Origin of the sequence: Legionella gratiana (assembly GCF_001467695.1) — a bacterium.
Classification (GTDB): Bacteria; Pseudomonadota; Gammaproteobacteria; order Legionellales; family Legionellaceae; genus Legionella; species Legionella gratiana.
Genome location: NZ_LNYE01000023.1, coordinates 157,902 through 173,793 on the forward strand (window position 1 = coordinate 157,902; position 15,892 = coordinate 173,793).

A 15,892-nucleotide genomic window follows, 5' to 3' on the forward strand; every position below is an offset into this window, starting at 1 on the left:
TAGAGTAAGTCTGGACGTAGCTTAAGCATTCTCTCTACAGCGTAGTGCTCACCTCGAACAACATGGCCTAAAAATCGATTGAGAAGCATTGAATTGATATGATTTGATGAGTCAGATTTAAAGAGCTGGTAGGTCGACTTATCGTTTTGCATGAACTGAAATAGCTCTTTTGTTGTGAAGTCTTTGGTGATTTTATTTATTAGTACACTCGGTAACTTTGTAAATTTATTTTGCATGAGGCTTCCTATGGCGCTGATAAAATACATGTAGTATTATATTTGATCATTATGTTTTTGTAAATGCAACAGGGTGGCAAGTGCATGCGAAAAACAATGCTCCAGCATAAGCACCTCTGGGGCTACCAGCCAGCAACCAGTTTTTTCTTCCCAAAGTAAAGGGTCTGATGAGGTTTTCTATTAGATTATTATCAATCTCAAGGCTGCCATCCAAAAGATAAGCAGTGAGCTCGTTCCCACTTCGTTCATAACCTTTAAATGGTCGTTTCCAATATTCTTCTTTTGATTTCATTTTTAGCTCGGTGTAGGTGTATTTGCTCGAACACATACACTTTCCGGACGCCTCTAAGTTCCACAAAAAGTTTGGCATACACGCTCGTGTGGTAGAGGTAAACATTGTAACTGTTCTGTGTTTTTTTGTTGTTGAAAAGGTTTTTTCAATACAGTCAAAAGAGAATTCATTAAAGTGCTTTCTTTATTTTCAATAAAATCATTAATTGCATTTTCGACTAAATGGTTTCTAGGAATATAAGCGGGATTTGTCTGATTCATTTTGTTTTTTATTTTTTGAATATCAACTTTTTGTTGTTTGATGTAATGTAACCAATCGGATACCCATTGTTTACTCTTGGGCTGGTTTCCGAGTGCTTTTATTAACTGCTTCTGTTCGTGATCGGAGTCAAGTGCGCCACTCATAAGACGAAAAGTATTGGTAAAATCAGGCTTATATTGTTGCATTAAGTGAAAAAAGTCATTGACCAATTCTGCGATCTGATTATTTTCGCCGACTAAGCCTAATTTTGCTCTTATCTTTTTACCCCAATAATGATAAAAACGATCCGTAAATGAATTCATTGCCTCGTGCAATTGTTGTAATGTTTGTTCCTCTTTAGGATGAAACAAAGGGAGCAATGCATGCTGAAATTGGGCTAAATTCCACTTAGCAATGGAAGCTTGATTTCCAAATGCATATCGACCAGAAACATCAATTGAGCTAAATACAGTGCCAAAATCAAATTCGTCCATAAACGCACAAGGACCATAATCAATGGTTTCACCAGAGATAGTCATATTGTCAGTATTCATAACCCCATGAATAAAACCTACGCCCATCCATTCAGCAATAAGACTTGCTTGACGATCGATAACTGCCTTAAATAATTCAAGATAGGGATTTGGACTCTGTAACAGATCGGGATAATGTCGTTCAAGGGCGTAGTTTGCCAAGCATTTTAATAAATGATGTTCTTTTAATGATGCTGCATATTCAAAAGAACCCACTCGTAAACTGCTCGAAGCAATGCGTGTTAATACCCCTAGAGGCACAGGGCCGCTTTGGCGATAGATTTGTTCTTCACTTGCGATTGCAGCCAAACATCGAGTGGTTGGAATTTTTAAACCATGCATTGCTTCACTAATAATATATTCTCTTAAAACTGCAGCCAGTGGTGCTCTACCATCTCCCATTCGAGAAAATCGTGTTTTTCCGGAGCCTTTTAATTGTATATCCCATCGTTTTCCATCTTGGCTGCATGCTTCACCAAGCAAAATCGCGCGACCATCTCCTAAAAGAGGAACATAGTAACCAAATTGGTGACCTGCATAAGCCAAAGCAATGCTTTTAAGAGGAGTAGGAACCCAATTTCCTGCATAAAGTTCCGTAGCTTTTTTTTCATCGGATAACGATACATCAGGGATTCTAAGAAAAGAGGCTAATTCATGATTGAATTTAACTAAATAGGGATTTGTAATTGGAGTTGGCTCAATCACTTCATAAAAATCAGCCGGTAATTTTAGATAAGAACTGCAATAAATGTTAGAAATCAAATTAAGCCAACCTATAAAAAACTATATTTTAAATGTTTCACTCAGCCCCTTCAATTTAATTAACAGTTTGTTATGTTGAGTGAGAATCCACCTATGGAAGTGGATTCTGGTCATTAAATTAAAGGATGCTTTTTTTATTATTATAGCTCTTTGATTAGTAGCTTTGGGAGCATATGTAGTATGAGTTAGTTTTTTTCTGCGCCTAAGTTTTTTGATATATCCCCAGCTAAGTTTATATCTAACGGACTAATCGAATAACTACTTATTTTGGATGAGAAATCAAATTTTTTTAAATCGACCCATATTAAGTTAGGTGTCATGGTGGAGTTGAAAAAATATATTCTGTTTTTTAAATCGGCAATTGTGGCCCAGCGAGTAGGCCATGCATCTTCTGTTTTATTTCCAGAAGTATCTACTGCTCCAAACGGTACCATAACAGTGCGAATTACTGAAAATACACCAGCAATTGCCTCTTGATTGGTTGTCGCATTGGGTAACGAGTGTAAGTAATAGGAGGCTCTGACAAAACGACTCAAGGGATCTGGGTCCCCTGGGATGGGTAGTTTTCCACCAAATGAACGATATTTTTTTAGATTATTCAGTTGAATGTTGTAAGGAGGTTCGTTGGTTATTACTCGATAATTATGGCCATGATAGATTTTTATTTTTCCATCAATGTATTCAACAATTGCGGAATCACCACTTGGATCCTCTATGGTTAAATGAATTGGCCAGGTTTTTCCATGGAGTTCTGTCGCAACAATTTGAAGTTTTTCTATTCCTTGGAGAGCTTCGTTTACGGTTTTAAAATTATCAAGAACATATTGTGCCCAAAGCAAATTGGAAAGATTGGGCTTATTATCTGTTTTTGGATATTGTGTGTTCGATAAATAAAGGAGGTGGGCGGCAAGACCTTCTTCATTCATGCCATCTGAAGCAGCATTAGAATTAAACGCTGTTACTACGATGCTTCCATATTTGGATTTCCATTTGAGTGAATTTTCTCCAGTATTACCATAGCGATCAATATTTCTAGAATAAATAACTAAAGTGGGCATGTCAGAAATATATAAATCCATAGTGCGCGCTACTATAGGACTGATCCCATTATTATTGGAAAATACTGTAGAACAACAGTAAGCATTTGTGATTAAAAGATTCGCTAATATAAAAATGCTGCCTAGTCTTAATTTAAGTGTCATGCAAAATCCTTTTGTAATTATTTGGGTTTGATAACTTACTATAACAAGAGTTTTTAAAGCCTGAAAAGATAAGTCTCGAAATTATAAATTAAAATTTTAGTGGCCCGCCCCATTATCCTGATGTAACGACTGCCTATAGGTACACTATCTAAATAAGGAGATGTAGTTAGGTTTTTGGTAAGCATGATTGGACAAAAAGTCGAGTTTGTTCGCATGGAAAATAACCTTGGCTTGCAATTTTTATAAAAATTTGATCACAACACGCTATTAGTCTTATGAAGTCATGAGTTGTGTTTCCTTGGCTTATAAGAAATGAAGCGGCTTCTCGAAATAATGTTAAACTGGATACAAGTTTCTGAGCATCAACAGTTCCTCCCATTAATGTACTAATAGGAGTTTTTTCAAGTTGTTGTAAAACTAGATGCGTTATTTCGTAATAATTTTTAAAAAGCGCTTTATTTTGTAAAAACTCACAAGCTTCATTCAGATCAGTAATACCAAAATATTTTGCAGTGGAACTATATCCAAGTGTGCCTAGTTGAGGAAAAATATACCAGATCCAATGACTTTGTTTTTTGCCTGTTTTGATTTCAGCATAAGCGTTTTTGTAGGCAGGATATAAATCTTTACCTTGTTGTGCTTCGATGAAACGTTGAATATGATGCATCAGAATTATCTCTTAAGCTCCTGAAGATACATCTTATAACATAATAAAGCCAGGGTGATAGAGAGCAAGTGTCATCAATTTTTTAATTTCATCAATAGTCCACCAAGCTCTTTTAGAGCTTGGTGACGAGAAATGATTAGTTGGCCCAAATGAGCCGTAGTTCTGCTTCTTGTAAACGAGTAGCAAATGATTGGTCAGATTCTGTTGCTAAAGCTCTTGCATTATCAATTGCATGGACATCAATTTTACTCTGGACTGGAGTGGTAAAGAAACGTTGATTTTTCGTTGTTTCGAAGAGACTGTCGAGATGCTGTTTATAATTTTCTTGTGGAGTATTACTAGCTCGTTCTACTTTTGTGGAGTGAGTCAATGTTTCATGATTGGTTTTTTCTGGTTTTCTAGATGAGACTACTTTTGATCCTTCAGTAATTTGCTGGGCGGAAACTCTTGGTTTCTGCTCGAATAATTGTTCTACAAAGGTTGTCCAGTGTGCATTACTTTCATTATTTAAGGTAATGGTGGGATAACCAGGGGTAGGTGTCCCATTAATTTGACCAACAACGTGGAGGTTAACTTTGAGTCTATCTGCAATTTCATTTAAATCACTATGTGTAGCCCATCTTCCTCTACGTCTAATTTGTTCAATTCCATTTAAGATAACAGAATGAGGATTCCTACCATTAATAGACAGTACGTCAAGTACCAGTGTTTCTTTAACATAAGAATTTTCTATTTTTTGTGCTTTATCAAAGGGTTGTCCTCTAAGCATTGGTAGAAGTGAATGGGCCGTTTTTTGCGCTAATTGCAATACTTCAGGAGATAAGGCTAATTCATTATACTGGCTTATCCGCTCCAAACTGCTATGTTTTCTTAAGTAAAATTGTACTAATTCCATAAATTTGCCATAGACAGGTGAACCTTCAATTTTAGTTTGTTTCTCTTCTGATGTTAATTCTACATAGATTCGATTTAGCAGATCTTCTTTATTGGCATTAACTGTAATGTTTCTTAAAGACATTTGTAGTGCAAGTAATTGATCCTTTTTATAACTGTGAGGTAAGCAAGCTAACCAATCTAAATCAATCGCTAAAATATCTTGGAGATCCATGCCAAGACCTTCTTTTTTCCAGAGATTAAATGTTTTACTGTTGCTACTAGAGTAATATTCTTGTTGAATTACATGGATTAACCCTATTGCAAACGCATAAAATCCACAATCACCACCCCCAGGATTATTTATTCTATAGGACATATTTAGACTCATTCTGTAGTTATATGGACCCAATTATAAGGTAAAAATATTAAGTAATTATTATGTTTGAATACACAAAGGATATTGATTGATGTAATGCTCATGCATTTTGTGAAAAACCGTAATTGCCCATGTTATCCTAGGTGAAAGAGATCTTCGTGAATGGCACCTATTGAATAATTTGAATGAATGTTAAGCCTTGAGGAGTGCCGAGTACTTTGCGACTAATGCGTTTTCTCTTTTGTCCATCTGCTAATTTCAGACTGACTTTCATCAATAACGTGAAGAACTTGTTGATATAATTTCTCTAATAATTCATGTTGACTGTTTTTCCAATAGCGTTCAAGATATTGACAAGCTATTTTCATACGTATGGCTCCAACATAGATTGCACCTCCTTTAATTTTATGAACAAGCTTTTGAACTTCTTCCCAATCTCCTTGGTCATGTGCTTTTTTTAGCATAGAACAGTCTTCAGTAAACGAATGTTTAAGCATCAGTTGAAGCATGTCATAAAGTGTTTTTTCTGTACCAGTAGTTTTTATTCCTTCTTGAATGTCGAGTATTGGAAATGCGGAAAGATCAAAAAGCTGTGCTTCTGAATTAAGTAAATCAGAGATCTCGTTAGGAACTATTCTTTTGTCTTTGTGTATTGCAGGAATAAAAGTATTCAAAATATCACGACAATTTTTTGGGGTTAACGGTTTATTGATGACCGCATTCATGCCTGACTCAATACAGCGTTGTTTGTTTTCATCGCTTACATGAGCGGTTAGAGCAATGATTGGTGTATGAAGGTTTTTCGCAACTTCTTGCACACGAATATGATGAGTTACTTGATAACCATCCATGTCAGGTAAGCCTATATCCATAAAAATCAAATCATATTTATTTTGTTTCCAATGTGTTAGTGCAGATTGTCCATCAATGGCTATATCTACATGACAGTTACACTGATTTAGAAATGTTTTGGCTACAATTTGTGCGATTGGATTATCTTCAACCACTAAGATCCGGTATTGAAACAGATTCACTGTTGCATTGGGTTGATTGGTATTGATTTCCATTTTTTGTTTTAGATTTGTTTTTTTTAAGACTGAAAAATCTTCATCGACGCCAATATTGTCTTCTAAAAGAGCTACTTTTAAGGGGATGATACATGTGAATATTGTTCCTTTTGAAACAATACTTTTGACATAAATTTCTCCCTCTAATTCATCAACAAATTGTTTGATCACCGCAAGACCAAGGCCAGCTCCTTTGTAAATTCCTTTGTAAGAAGGAGTGAGTCGTTTGAATTGAAGAAAAATTTCTTGCTGTTTGTCTTGTGGAATTCCGATGCCGGAGTCTTCTACTATAAATTTCAGAATGACTTCTCGATCTTCTTGTTTTGCAAGTTTGGCTGTTAATTTTACAAAACCTGAATCAGTAAAATTTAAAGCATTGGTCAGCAACTCAAGCATAATTCGATGGATACGAATGTTATCACCAATAAGGTATTTAGGAATTTTTTTATCAAAATCAATCGATAAATTGAGATGTTTCGCACAGGCTTTAGCCTTATTTAAATCAATTACATGCTGTAAAATGTTTTGTAATTCAAATTTTTTCTTTACTCTAGGTATTTCACCAGAGCTTACATGGATTGCTTCTAGGACTTCATCCATAAAATCAAGTAACGCATGACTGGATGCTACTAGATTATCTGCATATTCTTTGAGGCGAGGATTTTGAGCTTCTGCTTTAATGATGTCAGAAAATCCGACAATACCGGTTAGTGGCGTACGGATGTCGTGGCGCATGTTTTCAAGAAATTCTGTTTTTGCACGATTTGCTGCTTCGGCTTTTTCTTTAGCAATATTAAGCTCCGCCTCAATTTTTTTTCGTTCGGTGATGTCAATGGACATTCCTAATACGCCTATAATTTCACCCTGCTTATTGCGTATTGGTGACTTATGACTTAAAAAAATGGTGTCTTTACCGTTTATCTGAATGATCTCTTCAATAACTTCTGTTTCTCCCGTATCCATAATCTGGCGATCATTTTTGCGAATCAATTCAGCTTGTTCTTTTCCCCAGGGTAAGTCGAAGTCTGTTTTTCCAATAACATCAGAGCCAAATTGCAATCCTGCGCTTTGTGCTTGGAGATTATTGCATCCCTGATAAACCCCATTTTTATCTTTCCAATAAACATGGCCAGGCATATGTGCAATAATATTTTCTAATGTGGATTGAGTTTTTTCTTGGTTCGAAAGAAGACGTTCCTCTTGCTGTTTTCGATGAGTAATATTTAAAGAGACCCCAATAATACCTACAACATTTCCTTGATCATCTCTTAATGGAGTTTTTTTAGTCAATACAGTAACTTGTTGTCCATCGGCTAGTGTTGCTGTTTCTTCCAAGTCTAAGGAAGAATTCAACGCCATTACCCTTAAGTCATTATTACGTATCGTTGCCGCAGATTCCACCCAGGGCATATCAAAATCTGTTTTACCTATTACTGATTTCATTCCAACCATTTCAAGCATAGTATCATTACATCCGAGATATCTTCCTTCTTTATCCTTCCAATAAACACTACCGGGGAGTGCTTTGATAATATTTGTGAGAATTAACGCATTTGCTTCAACGGAGAGAAACTCTGTGGACATTTGATGGTAAATAGCTTTATTTTTAGTTTTTTCTGTCATGTGAAATACTCTTTGTTATTTTTAAAGTTATAGACCTATTATTGGCCATCTACAAGGTGGAATATTGATTAAAACAAATGAATTAATAGGATATATTTTGATTCAGAATTTAATGAAAAATTATCTCGTATACAAGATTCAGGCAATGACGGGAGAATTGTAATAGCGAAACGACTATTCGTCCTTAACGTTTCAAATCATCGTGTTAAAAATCAATTGGTTATGTTCGTTAGCCAAGCAGAGCGCGAATCAGTCTTAATTTAAGTTGATTATAAGGTTTATATTTGATTGGGGGTTCAAACCAAAACGTTTTTTTCAAGATACTTTTGAAGTGGCTAAATGTTTTAAAGCCTGCTTCACCATGATAACTCCCCATGCCACTTTCTCCCACGCCCCCAAAAGGAAGATTAGAATCACAAATATGCATAATCACATCGTTAATACAACCGCCTCCAAAAGAAACTTCATGGATGATTTGCGTGGGGAGTTGTTGATTTTTTCCAAAAACATAAAGTGACAAAGGGCGCGGACGTGTTTTTATTTCTTGAAGAACAGATTTTAAGTCCGAAAAAGGAATTACAGGTAAAATAGGACCAAAAATCTCTTCTTTCATGATTTCGTCAGTGAAGCTTACATCTTTAAGAATAGTTGGCTCAATATAATTTTCTGATTCGATAACTTGACCCCCGGTATATAATTTTTGTGGGTCTATGAGTTTTTTTAAGCGTTGTACGTGTTTTTGATCAATAATTCGTACGTAGCTTTCACTCTCAATAGGGTTAGGTCCAATAATTTTATTGAGTTGGGCTTTAAGCTCCGCCAGCATAGGATGATAAATTGAATCTTCAACCAGAAGATAATCAGGGGCAATACACGTTTGACCGGCATTTAAAAATTTACCCCAAACAATGCGCTGCGCTGAAATTTTTAGATCGGCATCGCTAAAAACTAAACAGGGACTTTTACCACCTAATTCAAGAGTTACAGGGGTTAGGTGTTCTGCTGCAGCTTTAGCAACGATTTTACCAACAGCAGTACTCCCGGTAAAAAACAATTTATCAAAACGATAACTAAGAAGCTCTTGAGTGACTTCCACACCTCCCTCTACTACATGAAGATAAGCAGGATCAAAATGTTGATTAATCATTTGCGCGATTGCAGAGGAAGTGTTTTTCGGTAATTCACTTGGTTTGATAATACTGGTATTGCCTGCTGCCATTGCTGCAACTAAAGGGCTTAAAGTAAGTTGATAAGGGTAATTCCACGCCCCAATGATTAATGTGGTTCCATAAGGTTCAGGAAGAATAAAACTTTTCCCTGGTTGGTTTACTAATTCAGTTCTTATGGTTTTAGGTTTAGCCCATTTAGCAACATATTTAATAGCTTTATCAATTTCATGATAAACCAATGCAAGCTCAGTCAAATAGGTTTCAAAGTGAGATTTTTTAATATCTGCATAAAGCGCTTGATAAAGCATTTGTTCGTTTTGCTTGAGAATATCTTTTAATTTTTGCAGTTGCTGCTTTCGGAAAAGAATCGTTTTAGCATGTCCGGCCATAGCGAACTTTCTTTGCTCTTCAACAACGGTGTGAATATTCATAAATGGCCGCCAGGAATAAAAGTTAGTGTAATGAACATTTATTTTATGCAAATAAATAATGTTTAGCTATAGGTGATTGGGAGCGATAGGATGGAATCTTTTGATACACCTTTTTATTTGATTGCTGTAGTGCAGGTGTTTCTCGAGTGCCCTCATTAAATTCTGCTCCTGAAAAACACGTGCACGTTGCATCAAACAAAATACAAGTCTAATTTTAATCTAGTACCATTGAGTTTTGATTGCGTTTCGAATATAAAATTTCTTCTTGTATTTCTGTTATTTTTTTTAGATATATTTTTTCTTTATTACCTTTTTTTTCACATAATTTCTTTTCATCCGGCTTCATTCTAAGTAAAAGTTGTATGTATTCATCCATAACTGTCTGTGTTTCATCGGAAAATGTGTTCGACAAGGTTCCAGTTGTTACAAGATCGATTAAGACTGGATTCATTGATTTTTGTTTCAATACAGAGTGATGTGAAAGAGAAGATGGACTTTTAGGCTCGGCTTTTTCTTTAAGATCTTCTAAAACATCATGCATCATTTTAAGAAAAATAGTTAATCCTTCAATAGGATTAATTTCTCCAATAGAAGTACGACGTATAATTTCTATGCATTCAGGCCTACAGGTATTTTCTAAGACATCATCGAGATCATTAACAAATGGAGGCAATTCAACAGTTGAGTTCAAGCTATTCTGCAGATGAGTATCCGACAATAAACTTCTAAGCTTTTCTCCAGTGTCCTTGTTTTGATAAATGATGTTATCAAGTAATGAAGGTGTAAAGCTGCTATGGCATGCTTCAGTAATACATCCCTTATTTATTGTTCGACCTGTACCATGTTGTAATGTAGTTTGAGCGTATGTTGGAAAAAAAGAAGTTTTATAATAGGCAATTAAGGTATAAAAAAATAAATCAACACGCCGATTGGCATGCTCAATTATTGACTTTTTGGACATTCCAAGAAGAGCCTCTTGATCGTTTTGTTTTGTCGCTAATTGCTCCGTTGAATAAGGTAATGAAAGTGCGGCGCTACGATTATCGCTATAACTAAATCTACGACGTTTTTTAGGAGAAAATTGTTGGTGTTCTTCCCTTTTTAATTTTTCAAAAAAACGTGCATCAGGTATTTTCGTAGCAAGGGGTTGAGCTATTTTTTTACTTAGTTCATTCATTAGTAGTGAATTTTCACCTGCGGAGATTGATTTGGAAAAAGTTCGAGAGGGTAAAAGTGTTCTGGTGCTTTTTTTGGTAATGAGTTCCTTTCCTACGGTAAAAAATCGCTTCATCTTAGGACCCTCCTGGAATTATCATAGTGACATAATCATTATCGGAATGTTTCAATAATAATCATTGCATAAAGTGAGACAATTTGACAAGAGTCCTTATCTCTAATTGGGTTGGGACCTAATACTCATTTAATATCATCCAAATATTGCTCATGATTGTTACCTTTCATTAGAGTTAATTTTTTTAATAATTGTGCATCATGAGGTGCTGCTACTTTCTCGTCATTATCAAAATAGCAAAAAATTTTTTTAACTGATTTATCCCAATGTGTAAATTTATGAACATAATCCAACAGTGAGTTTTCTTTATAATGCCCTGAATAGGGTTCGAGGTGTGGTCCATGTAGACGTAAATAGATAAAATCGCTTGTTACAATTTCCGGACATTGAAAGCCCTTATAATCATAAAAACAAAGAGCTATGTTATTTTTAAGAAGCAAATCATATACCTTCTTACATAACCAACTTTTATTTCTAAACTCAAAGGTAATAGAAAATGATTTAGGTAATTCCTTGATAAATTGATCCAGTCGTTCAAAATCAAGTGGCCAATATGGAGGCAGTTGAAATAAAATGGGACCTAACTTTTTGTCTAATCCTTCAAGTGTTTTAAATAAATAATGGATCCCATCCTGGACATCGTTGAGTTTCTTAATATGAGTGATAAAGCGACTGGCTTTACACGAAAAAACAAAATCATCTGGAGTATTTTCTTTCCACTTTAAAATATTCTTTGAGGAAGGCATACGATAAAAACTGTTATTGAGCTCTACTGTGTTAAAAATGCTTGCATAATAGGCAAGCATGTCTTTAGCGGGAAGAGAAGGGGGATAAAAAACTTCTTTCCATCCTTGGTAGACCCATCCCGAGGTTCCTATATTCATGAAGGACATTCTTACTCCCTCCTCGAATCTGAAATTATTCTCGGTAGGAAATACCCAGTATATTTAATCCACGTTCAATATCATCAGCTACTGATGGTCTAGATAATAAATATTCACCAGTGTGCTCTGTCAACTCCTCTTGAGCGAAATTAAAGGCCTCTTCCCATTCATCCTGGCTGTAATCGCCGCGACCTAAATACATCAATGCAACTAAAGTAGCTTGCTGATCGGGTCGTAAACCATCAATGTATTCTACTGTTTCTTGGTATACTGGGTCGTCTTGATAATCAGCCAAAACATAAAGAGAGTCCATTTCTGCAGTTTCTTCAGGAAAACTTAAGTCTTCTTTAACTTGAAATTGCCGTGCTTTATCCAGAAGATCACAAATGGTTTCTGTATCAAGATTCAACATATTTATCTCCCTATTCTATATGTTTTGAATCACAATATGCGTCCTTAGGGTGATGCAGCCACTTAATCTTATGACGACATGTCCTAGTATAAATAATATAGTTTATCTAAATAATTTTTGTTATTTTTATGGTGTTATCTGGGCCGATAACTTGACGTAGCGTCAGATTCAACCTTCTTTTTTACTTCTTCAATCATTTTTTCAAATGCAGCAACTGAACTTGTTTTTAGCCCTAATAATTGAGTTGTGCGATCTTGACCCGTAGCAAGAACTTTATATTCTTTACTATTTTTCAACCTCTCAACTATTGCAACTAGGTCCTTTTTATCTCTAGCCGTAGTCAATTCGCTCTTAAAGTCAGTTAAGATTTTTGTTTTTAAAGCATCTCCTCGCATTTCTTGATATTGCTGTTTAAGCTCTGTGAAATTTTTAGCATCTACAGTCTTTCGATGCTGTCTACCTTCGTTAGTTGTTGCATGTTTATAAGATAAGTATTCAGCTAAATTTTCTTTAGCTTCGCGAGGCATCTGATTTAGTATTTTTCTATTTTCTTCTATGCCATTAGAAATAATTGTTACACCATTTCCAGAAAAAGGAATTATAGTATCTCTGGCAGCCTCCATATCCCTGAACTTAGAGTTAAGGACCAAATTTAAAGCTTCATTATCACTAGTAGTGTTAACTACAAATTTGCATGGTGTATATTCTATTGTCCCATTCATTATTTGCCGTGGAAGCGTGTACGGTTTTGGCGATTCATCAGTTAGGAATTGAAAACCTTCAACTTGTTTATTTAAACCAGGAGTGGTACCACTAACTTTGTAGAGAGTATACGTTGTCATAAGCAATAAATCCTTGTCAATTTTAAGGTTATATTAAATTGAAACATACAAGAATTATGAGGAGGTTAATGACGCTATTCAAAATTTGTTGGGGGCATTCTATATTTTGGTTTCGAAAATAATATTAGACTTCTTTTGTCATTAAGACGAATGGCAAAGCGTATTTTCACTCAAGTGATGAATACAAAATAAAAATATTCTGTATCTCCCTCCATAGCCTGAATCTTCTACACATCTTGTCCATCGCAAATAAAACAGGATCCAATTATTTCTTTTGCAGAAGGAAACGGTATTAAGAAGTCCGTCACCCTCTGCGTAATCAGGGGGTCTCATACGCGTATGACTGCAAGATGAAGTTTAGAGCAAAGATTTGTTGCTTTTAGACCTTCCGCTTTTGCGGAAGGCGACGGTATTGAGAAGTCCGTCACCCTTTGCGCAAGCAGCTGTGATGAGATAGGATCAAGAAACAGCTCCATAGCTGGTTAGCGCAGAAGGAATAATTCAACTCTCTTAGAGTAAATTTTATTGATTTATATATTCTAATAACTATAGTTAATATATTACTTTAATATGAGTTTGAATCAACGGACCTACGCTAAGGAGGGTATTAATATGAAAAGCTCTAATGAAAATCAAGTGTATACACCAAGAGAGCATTTAGAAGCAGCTGCTAGTCAATTACTAAAGGAAGGAAAAAAGAAAGTTAATCATTTGTATGAAGAAGGTGTTCATAAGGCAAATGATGTGGAAGAGAGTATTAAAGAATATTCCGATCATTTATTAAAAAAGATACAAGACAATCCATTAACTTCTGTTTTAATTGCTGGTGGGATTGGATTTTTATTATCCAAGCTTATGAAAAAATAATGGATGCTTTAAAACAATTAGAAGCACTTATTGCAGCAAAAGTATCTATTATTAGAACAGTATTGTCTTTATTTCGTCTTGAGGCCAAGTTGGCAGGGCTTAGTGTTTTTCCTTTATTGCTGAATGTATGCATGCTGTTAGTAATATTCATCACAGTATGGTTAACAACTATGTTTTTACTAGGATATTTTGTTGCATTGGCTTTTAATAGCTTTCTTTTAGCTCTTTTTGTTATTTTCTTGTTGAATGTAGGGCTATTACTAGGGTTAACGAAATACTTATCTTATAATTTAAGTAATATGAGTTTTCAAAAAACCAGAGAATATTTTTCACAAAACCAGAGTGCTGAGCATGAGAAACTCAAGAAAACAGATCATTGCACAAATTGCTCAGATGGATAAAATTTTGCAAGATCAGAAGAAAGAGCTGGCAGAGCATAAAGAATATTTTGCCCAAAGCAAAATCAATTACGCTCACTTGGCACTCGCAGTTCTTCTTATTTCTGCATTTTTTATAGGGTGGAAGGCTGAACGAAAGCGATGGACTGGTAAAGTGATGCAACAAATAGCAGAGGTTGGCGCCTTGGCTTTTCTTAACCATTTCAAAAAAACATTATTTGCTCTTTTTGAGTAAAACGACAAATCATCGATTTATTCTTCTAGGGACTGGTTACTTCTAAAGCGCTTGTATGCTGAGTACTAAAAAATATTTCTGAAATACGAAAAGTACCTATTTCACAATAATGTGAGAAATTCTAACTCTGTATAGCGACATAAAGGCCCCAGGAATGCCTTTTATGTCGAATTCACGTTAATTTAATTTCTTGATCATCTTGGTTTAAGGAGATGAGTTTAAGTAGTCTTTCAAAAAATAAGGAATGCGTTGTTCTAGCCAGTATCGACTATTTTGTGCGATAAATCCTACATGTCCTCCATATTGGCTCAATTCTAAAAGAATATCTGGTGACAATTCATGTGGTTTTGGGATTACATCAGGAGTCATGAAAGGATCATCTAAAGAATGAATAATTAATGTAGGCGTTGTTATACTAATGAGGTACTGCTTTGAACTTGATTTCCGATAATATTCTTTGACACTGGGGAAACCATTTAATGGGGCCGTGATTTGTTTATCAAAATCGTATAAAGTTTTTATTGATGCTAATGTTTGCGTAGAAAGAGGTAACTGATGATTGATAACGTTTAATTTTTGTAAAAAGAGATGGCGTAATCTTTTTAATAAGTGGGCTTGATAGATACGAGAAAATCCCTTATTTATTTTTTGAACGACATTGTGTAATTGAAAAGGCACAGAAACCGCGACTGCCGCATCAATTAAAGATTGATGCCCTGTTTCTCCTAACCATTTGAGCACTATATTTCCACCTAATGAAATGCCTACTGCAGCTTTTTTTGTTGAAGGTTCTCGTAGTTTCAATTGACTTAGAACATAAGCAAAATCAGCGGTATCTCCTCCATGATAAGAGCGTGGTAAACGATTAGGAGCATTTGCACCACGAAGATTCATTAAAACCGCTCGGTAACCGGATGTATTAAATGCATTGAATAAACTGGCAATGTATGCGGAGTTCTCACTTCCTCCTAATCCATGGAGTAGAATAATTAACGGTGTATGATTGCTTAAACTACTTGTGCTCCAGATTAAATCAATAAAATCACCATCGGGTAATTCAAGACGTTCATAAAAATCGACAGGAACTTGCAACCGATTTGTAATAGTCCGATACAGAGTTTGTCCATGCTGATTTTTAAGCCACTTAGCAGGCTTAAATTCGCTATTAATGATCATTCTCTGCTTTCCAAAGAATTTTGTTGGTTATTTAATCGTTAAGTATAAAAGAATACTAACAAGAAATAAATAAAGTAAATCCCACGTCATCCGCTATGTGTTTTATCACGCTTTTGGGCTATGAATTTAATACGCGCCGCTTGCTTGAGATCCCGGGCGTGGAGTTACTGAATCAATACAAAAAAGAGAGTGGGGTTCTCGGATTGTATTGTTGACACGTAAATTTTTAAATATCTAATTTTAATTTTTTTCAATATAATTATTATGTTACGATTATTAACTCACTGTAGAGTGAGCTTTTTAATAAGAATTT

15 protein-coding genes and 1 pseudogene are annotated in these 15,892 nt (G+C 35.2%); 3 read left to right on the forward strand and 13 right to left on the reverse strand.

Features of this window, described 5'->3' with window-relative positions; all coding sequences use genetic code 11:
• The 12 genes and pseudogenes from Lgra_RS18320 to Lgra_RS11630 form a co-directional block, all read right to left on the reverse strand.
• A partial coding sequence (locus tag Lgra_RS18320) for a hypothetical protein (protein ID WP_238584433.1) occupies nt 1–236 on the reverse strand: 236 nt, incomplete at its 3' end.
• Nucleotides 237–321: 85 nt separating this feature from the next.
• Nucleotides 322–633, reverse strand: a pseudogene (locus tag Lgra_RS18625) (IS66 family transposase); the annotation flags it as partial.
• A complete protein-coding gene (locus Lgra_RS11585; RefSeq protein ID WP_238584434.1) occupies nt 582–2,063 on the reverse strand; it encodes a protein adenylyltransferase SelO in 1,482 nt (493 codons plus the stop codon). The pseudogene Lgra_RS18625 and the gene Lgra_RS11585, both read right to left, overlap by 52 nt.
• Nucleotides 2,064–2,248: 185 nt before the next feature.
• Nucleotides 2,249–3,265, reverse strand: coding sequence for a linear amide C-N hydrolase (locus tag Lgra_RS11590; protein WP_058499434.1), 1,017 nt, complete (start codon nt 3,263–3,265; stop codon nt 2,249–2,251).
• Nucleotides 3,266–3,431: 166 nt separating this feature from the next.
• The gene (locus Lgra_RS11595) at nt 3,432–3,932 is read right to left on the reverse strand and encodes a DUF1810 family protein (protein WP_058499435.1); all 501 of its coding nucleotides are present in this window, start codon (nt 3,930–3,932) and stop codon (nt 3,432–3,434) included.
• Nucleotides 3,933–4,068: 136 nt separating this feature from the next.
• Nucleotides 4,069–5,184 (reverse strand): hypothetical protein, encoded by a 1,116-nt coding sequence (locus Lgra_RS11600; protein ID WP_058499436.1) that lies wholly within the window; start codon nt 5,182–5,184, stop codon nt 4,069–4,071.
• A gap of 224 nt (nt 5,185–5,408) precedes the next feature.
• A complete protein-coding gene (locus Lgra_RS11605; RefSeq protein ID WP_083502904.1) occupies nt 5,409–7,874 on the reverse strand; it encodes a PAS domain-containing sensor histidine kinase in 2,466 nt (821 codons plus the stop codon).
• Nucleotides 7,875–8,103: 229 nt separating this feature from the next.
• A complete protein-coding gene (locus tag Lgra_RS11610; RefSeq protein WP_058499437.1) occupies nt 8,104–9,474 on the reverse strand; it encodes an aldehyde dehydrogenase in 1,371 nt (456 codons plus the stop codon).
• A 214-nt stretch (nt 9,475–9,688) separates the two neighbouring features.
• The gene (locus Lgra_RS11615) at nt 9,689–10,765 is read right to left on the reverse strand and encodes a hypothetical protein (RefSeq protein WP_058499438.1); all 1,077 of its coding nucleotides are present in this window, start codon (nt 10,763–10,765) and stop codon (nt 9,689–9,691) included.
• Between the two features lie 125 nt (nt 10,766–10,890).
• On the reverse strand, nt 10,891–11,658 hold the full coding sequence (locus tag Lgra_RS11620) for a DUF72 domain-containing protein (protein ID WP_058499439.1): 768 nt from the start codon (nt 11,656–11,658) through the stop codon (nt 10,891–10,893).
• Between the two features lie 25 nt (nt 11,659–11,683).
• Nucleotides 11,684–12,061, reverse strand: coding sequence for a DUF3775 domain-containing protein (locus tag Lgra_RS11625; protein ID WP_058499440.1), 378 nt, complete (start codon nt 12,059–12,061; stop codon nt 11,684–11,686).
• Between the two features lie 134 nt (nt 12,062–12,195).
• Complete coding sequence (locus tag Lgra_RS11630; RefSeq protein ID WP_058499441.1) at nt 12,196–12,903, reverse strand: hypothetical protein; 708 nt, start codon at nt 12,901–12,903, stop codon at nt 12,196–12,198.
• Between the two features lie 612 nt (nt 12,904–13,515).
• On the opposite strand from Lgra_RS11630, the gene Lgra_RS11635 reads away from it, so the two are divergent.
• Genes Lgra_RS11635 through Lgra_RS11645 form a run of 3 tightly spaced genes read left to right on the forward strand, consistent with a single transcriptional unit; the run spans nt 13,516 to nt 14,403 of the window.
• On the forward strand, nt 13,516–13,770 hold the full coding sequence (locus Lgra_RS11635; protein ID WP_058499442.1) for an ElaB/YgaM/YqjD family protein: 255 nt from the start codon (nt 13,516–13,518) through the stop codon (nt 13,768–13,770).
• A complete protein-coding gene (locus Lgra_RS11640; protein WP_058499443.1) occupies nt 13,770–14,171 on the forward strand; it encodes a hypothetical protein in 402 nt (133 codons plus the stop codon). Before Lgra_RS11635 ends, Lgra_RS11640 begins: the two co-directional genes overlap by 1 nt.
• Before the next feature lie 4 nt (nt 14,172–14,175).
• Entirely contained in the window at nt 14,176–14,403 is a 228-nt protein-coding gene (locus Lgra_RS11645; RefSeq protein WP_238584435.1) for a hypothetical protein, read from the forward strand.
• Between the two features lie 204 nt (nt 14,404–14,607).
• Here the strand turns inward: Lgra_RS11645 and Lgra_RS11650 are convergent, their stop codons facing one another.
• Nucleotides 14,608–15,579 carry a hydrolase gene (locus tag Lgra_RS11650; RefSeq protein ID WP_058499445.1) on the reverse strand — a complete coding sequence of 324 codons (972 nt, stop codon included), beginning with the start codon at nt 15,577–15,579 and terminating at the stop codon, nt 14,608–14,610.
• Nucleotides 15,580–15,892 lie beyond the last annotated feature (313 nt).

Bases quoted from the DNA above. Each gene is read 5' to 3' on its own strand.
- Lgra_RS11590 (WP_058499434.1), bottom strand. From the start codon at position 3,265: ATGACACTTAAATTAAGACTAGGCAGCATTTTTATATTAGCGAATCTT.
- Lgra_RS11595 (WP_058499435.1), bottom strand. From the start codon at position 3,932: ATGCATCATATTCAACGTTTCATCGAAGCACAACAAGGTAAAGATTTA.
- Lgra_RS11600 (WP_058499436.1), bottom strand. From the start codon at position 5,184: ATGTCCTATAGAATAAATAATCCTGGGGGTGGTGATTGTGGATTTTAT.
- Lgra_RS11605 (WP_083502904.1), bottom strand. From the start codon at position 7,874: ATGACAGAAAAAACTAAAAATAAAGCTATTTACCATCAAATGTCCACA.
- Lgra_RS11610 (WP_058499437.1), bottom strand. From the start codon at position 9,474: ATGAATATTCACACCGTTGTTGAAGAGCAAAGAAAGTTCGCTATGGCC.
- Lgra_RS11615 (WP_058499438.1), bottom strand. From the start codon at position 10,765: ATGAAGCGATTTTTTACCGTAGGAAAGGAACTCATTACCAAAAAAAGC.
- Lgra_RS11620 (WP_058499439.1), bottom strand. From the start codon at position 11,658: ATGTCCTTCATGAATATAGGAACCTCGGGATGGGTCTACCAAGGATGG.
- Lgra_RS11625 (WP_058499440.1), bottom strand. From the start codon at position 12,061: ATGTTGAATCTTGATACAGAAACCATTTGTGATCTTCTGGATAAAGCA.
- Lgra_RS11630 (WP_058499441.1), bottom strand. From the start codon at position 12,903: ATGACAACGTATACTCTCTACAAAGTTAGTGGTACCACTCCTGGTTTA.
- Lgra_RS11635 (WP_058499442.1), top strand. From the start codon at position 13,516: ATGAAAAGCTCTAATGAAAATCAAGTGTATACACCAAGAGAGCATTTA.
- Lgra_RS11640 (WP_058499443.1), top strand. From the start codon at position 13,770: ATGGATGCTTTAAAACAATTAGAAGCACTTATTGCAGCAAAAGTATCT.
- Lgra_RS11650 (WP_058499445.1), bottom strand. From the start codon at position 15,579: ATGATCATTAATAGCGAATTTAAGCCTGCTAAGTGGCTTAAAAATCAG.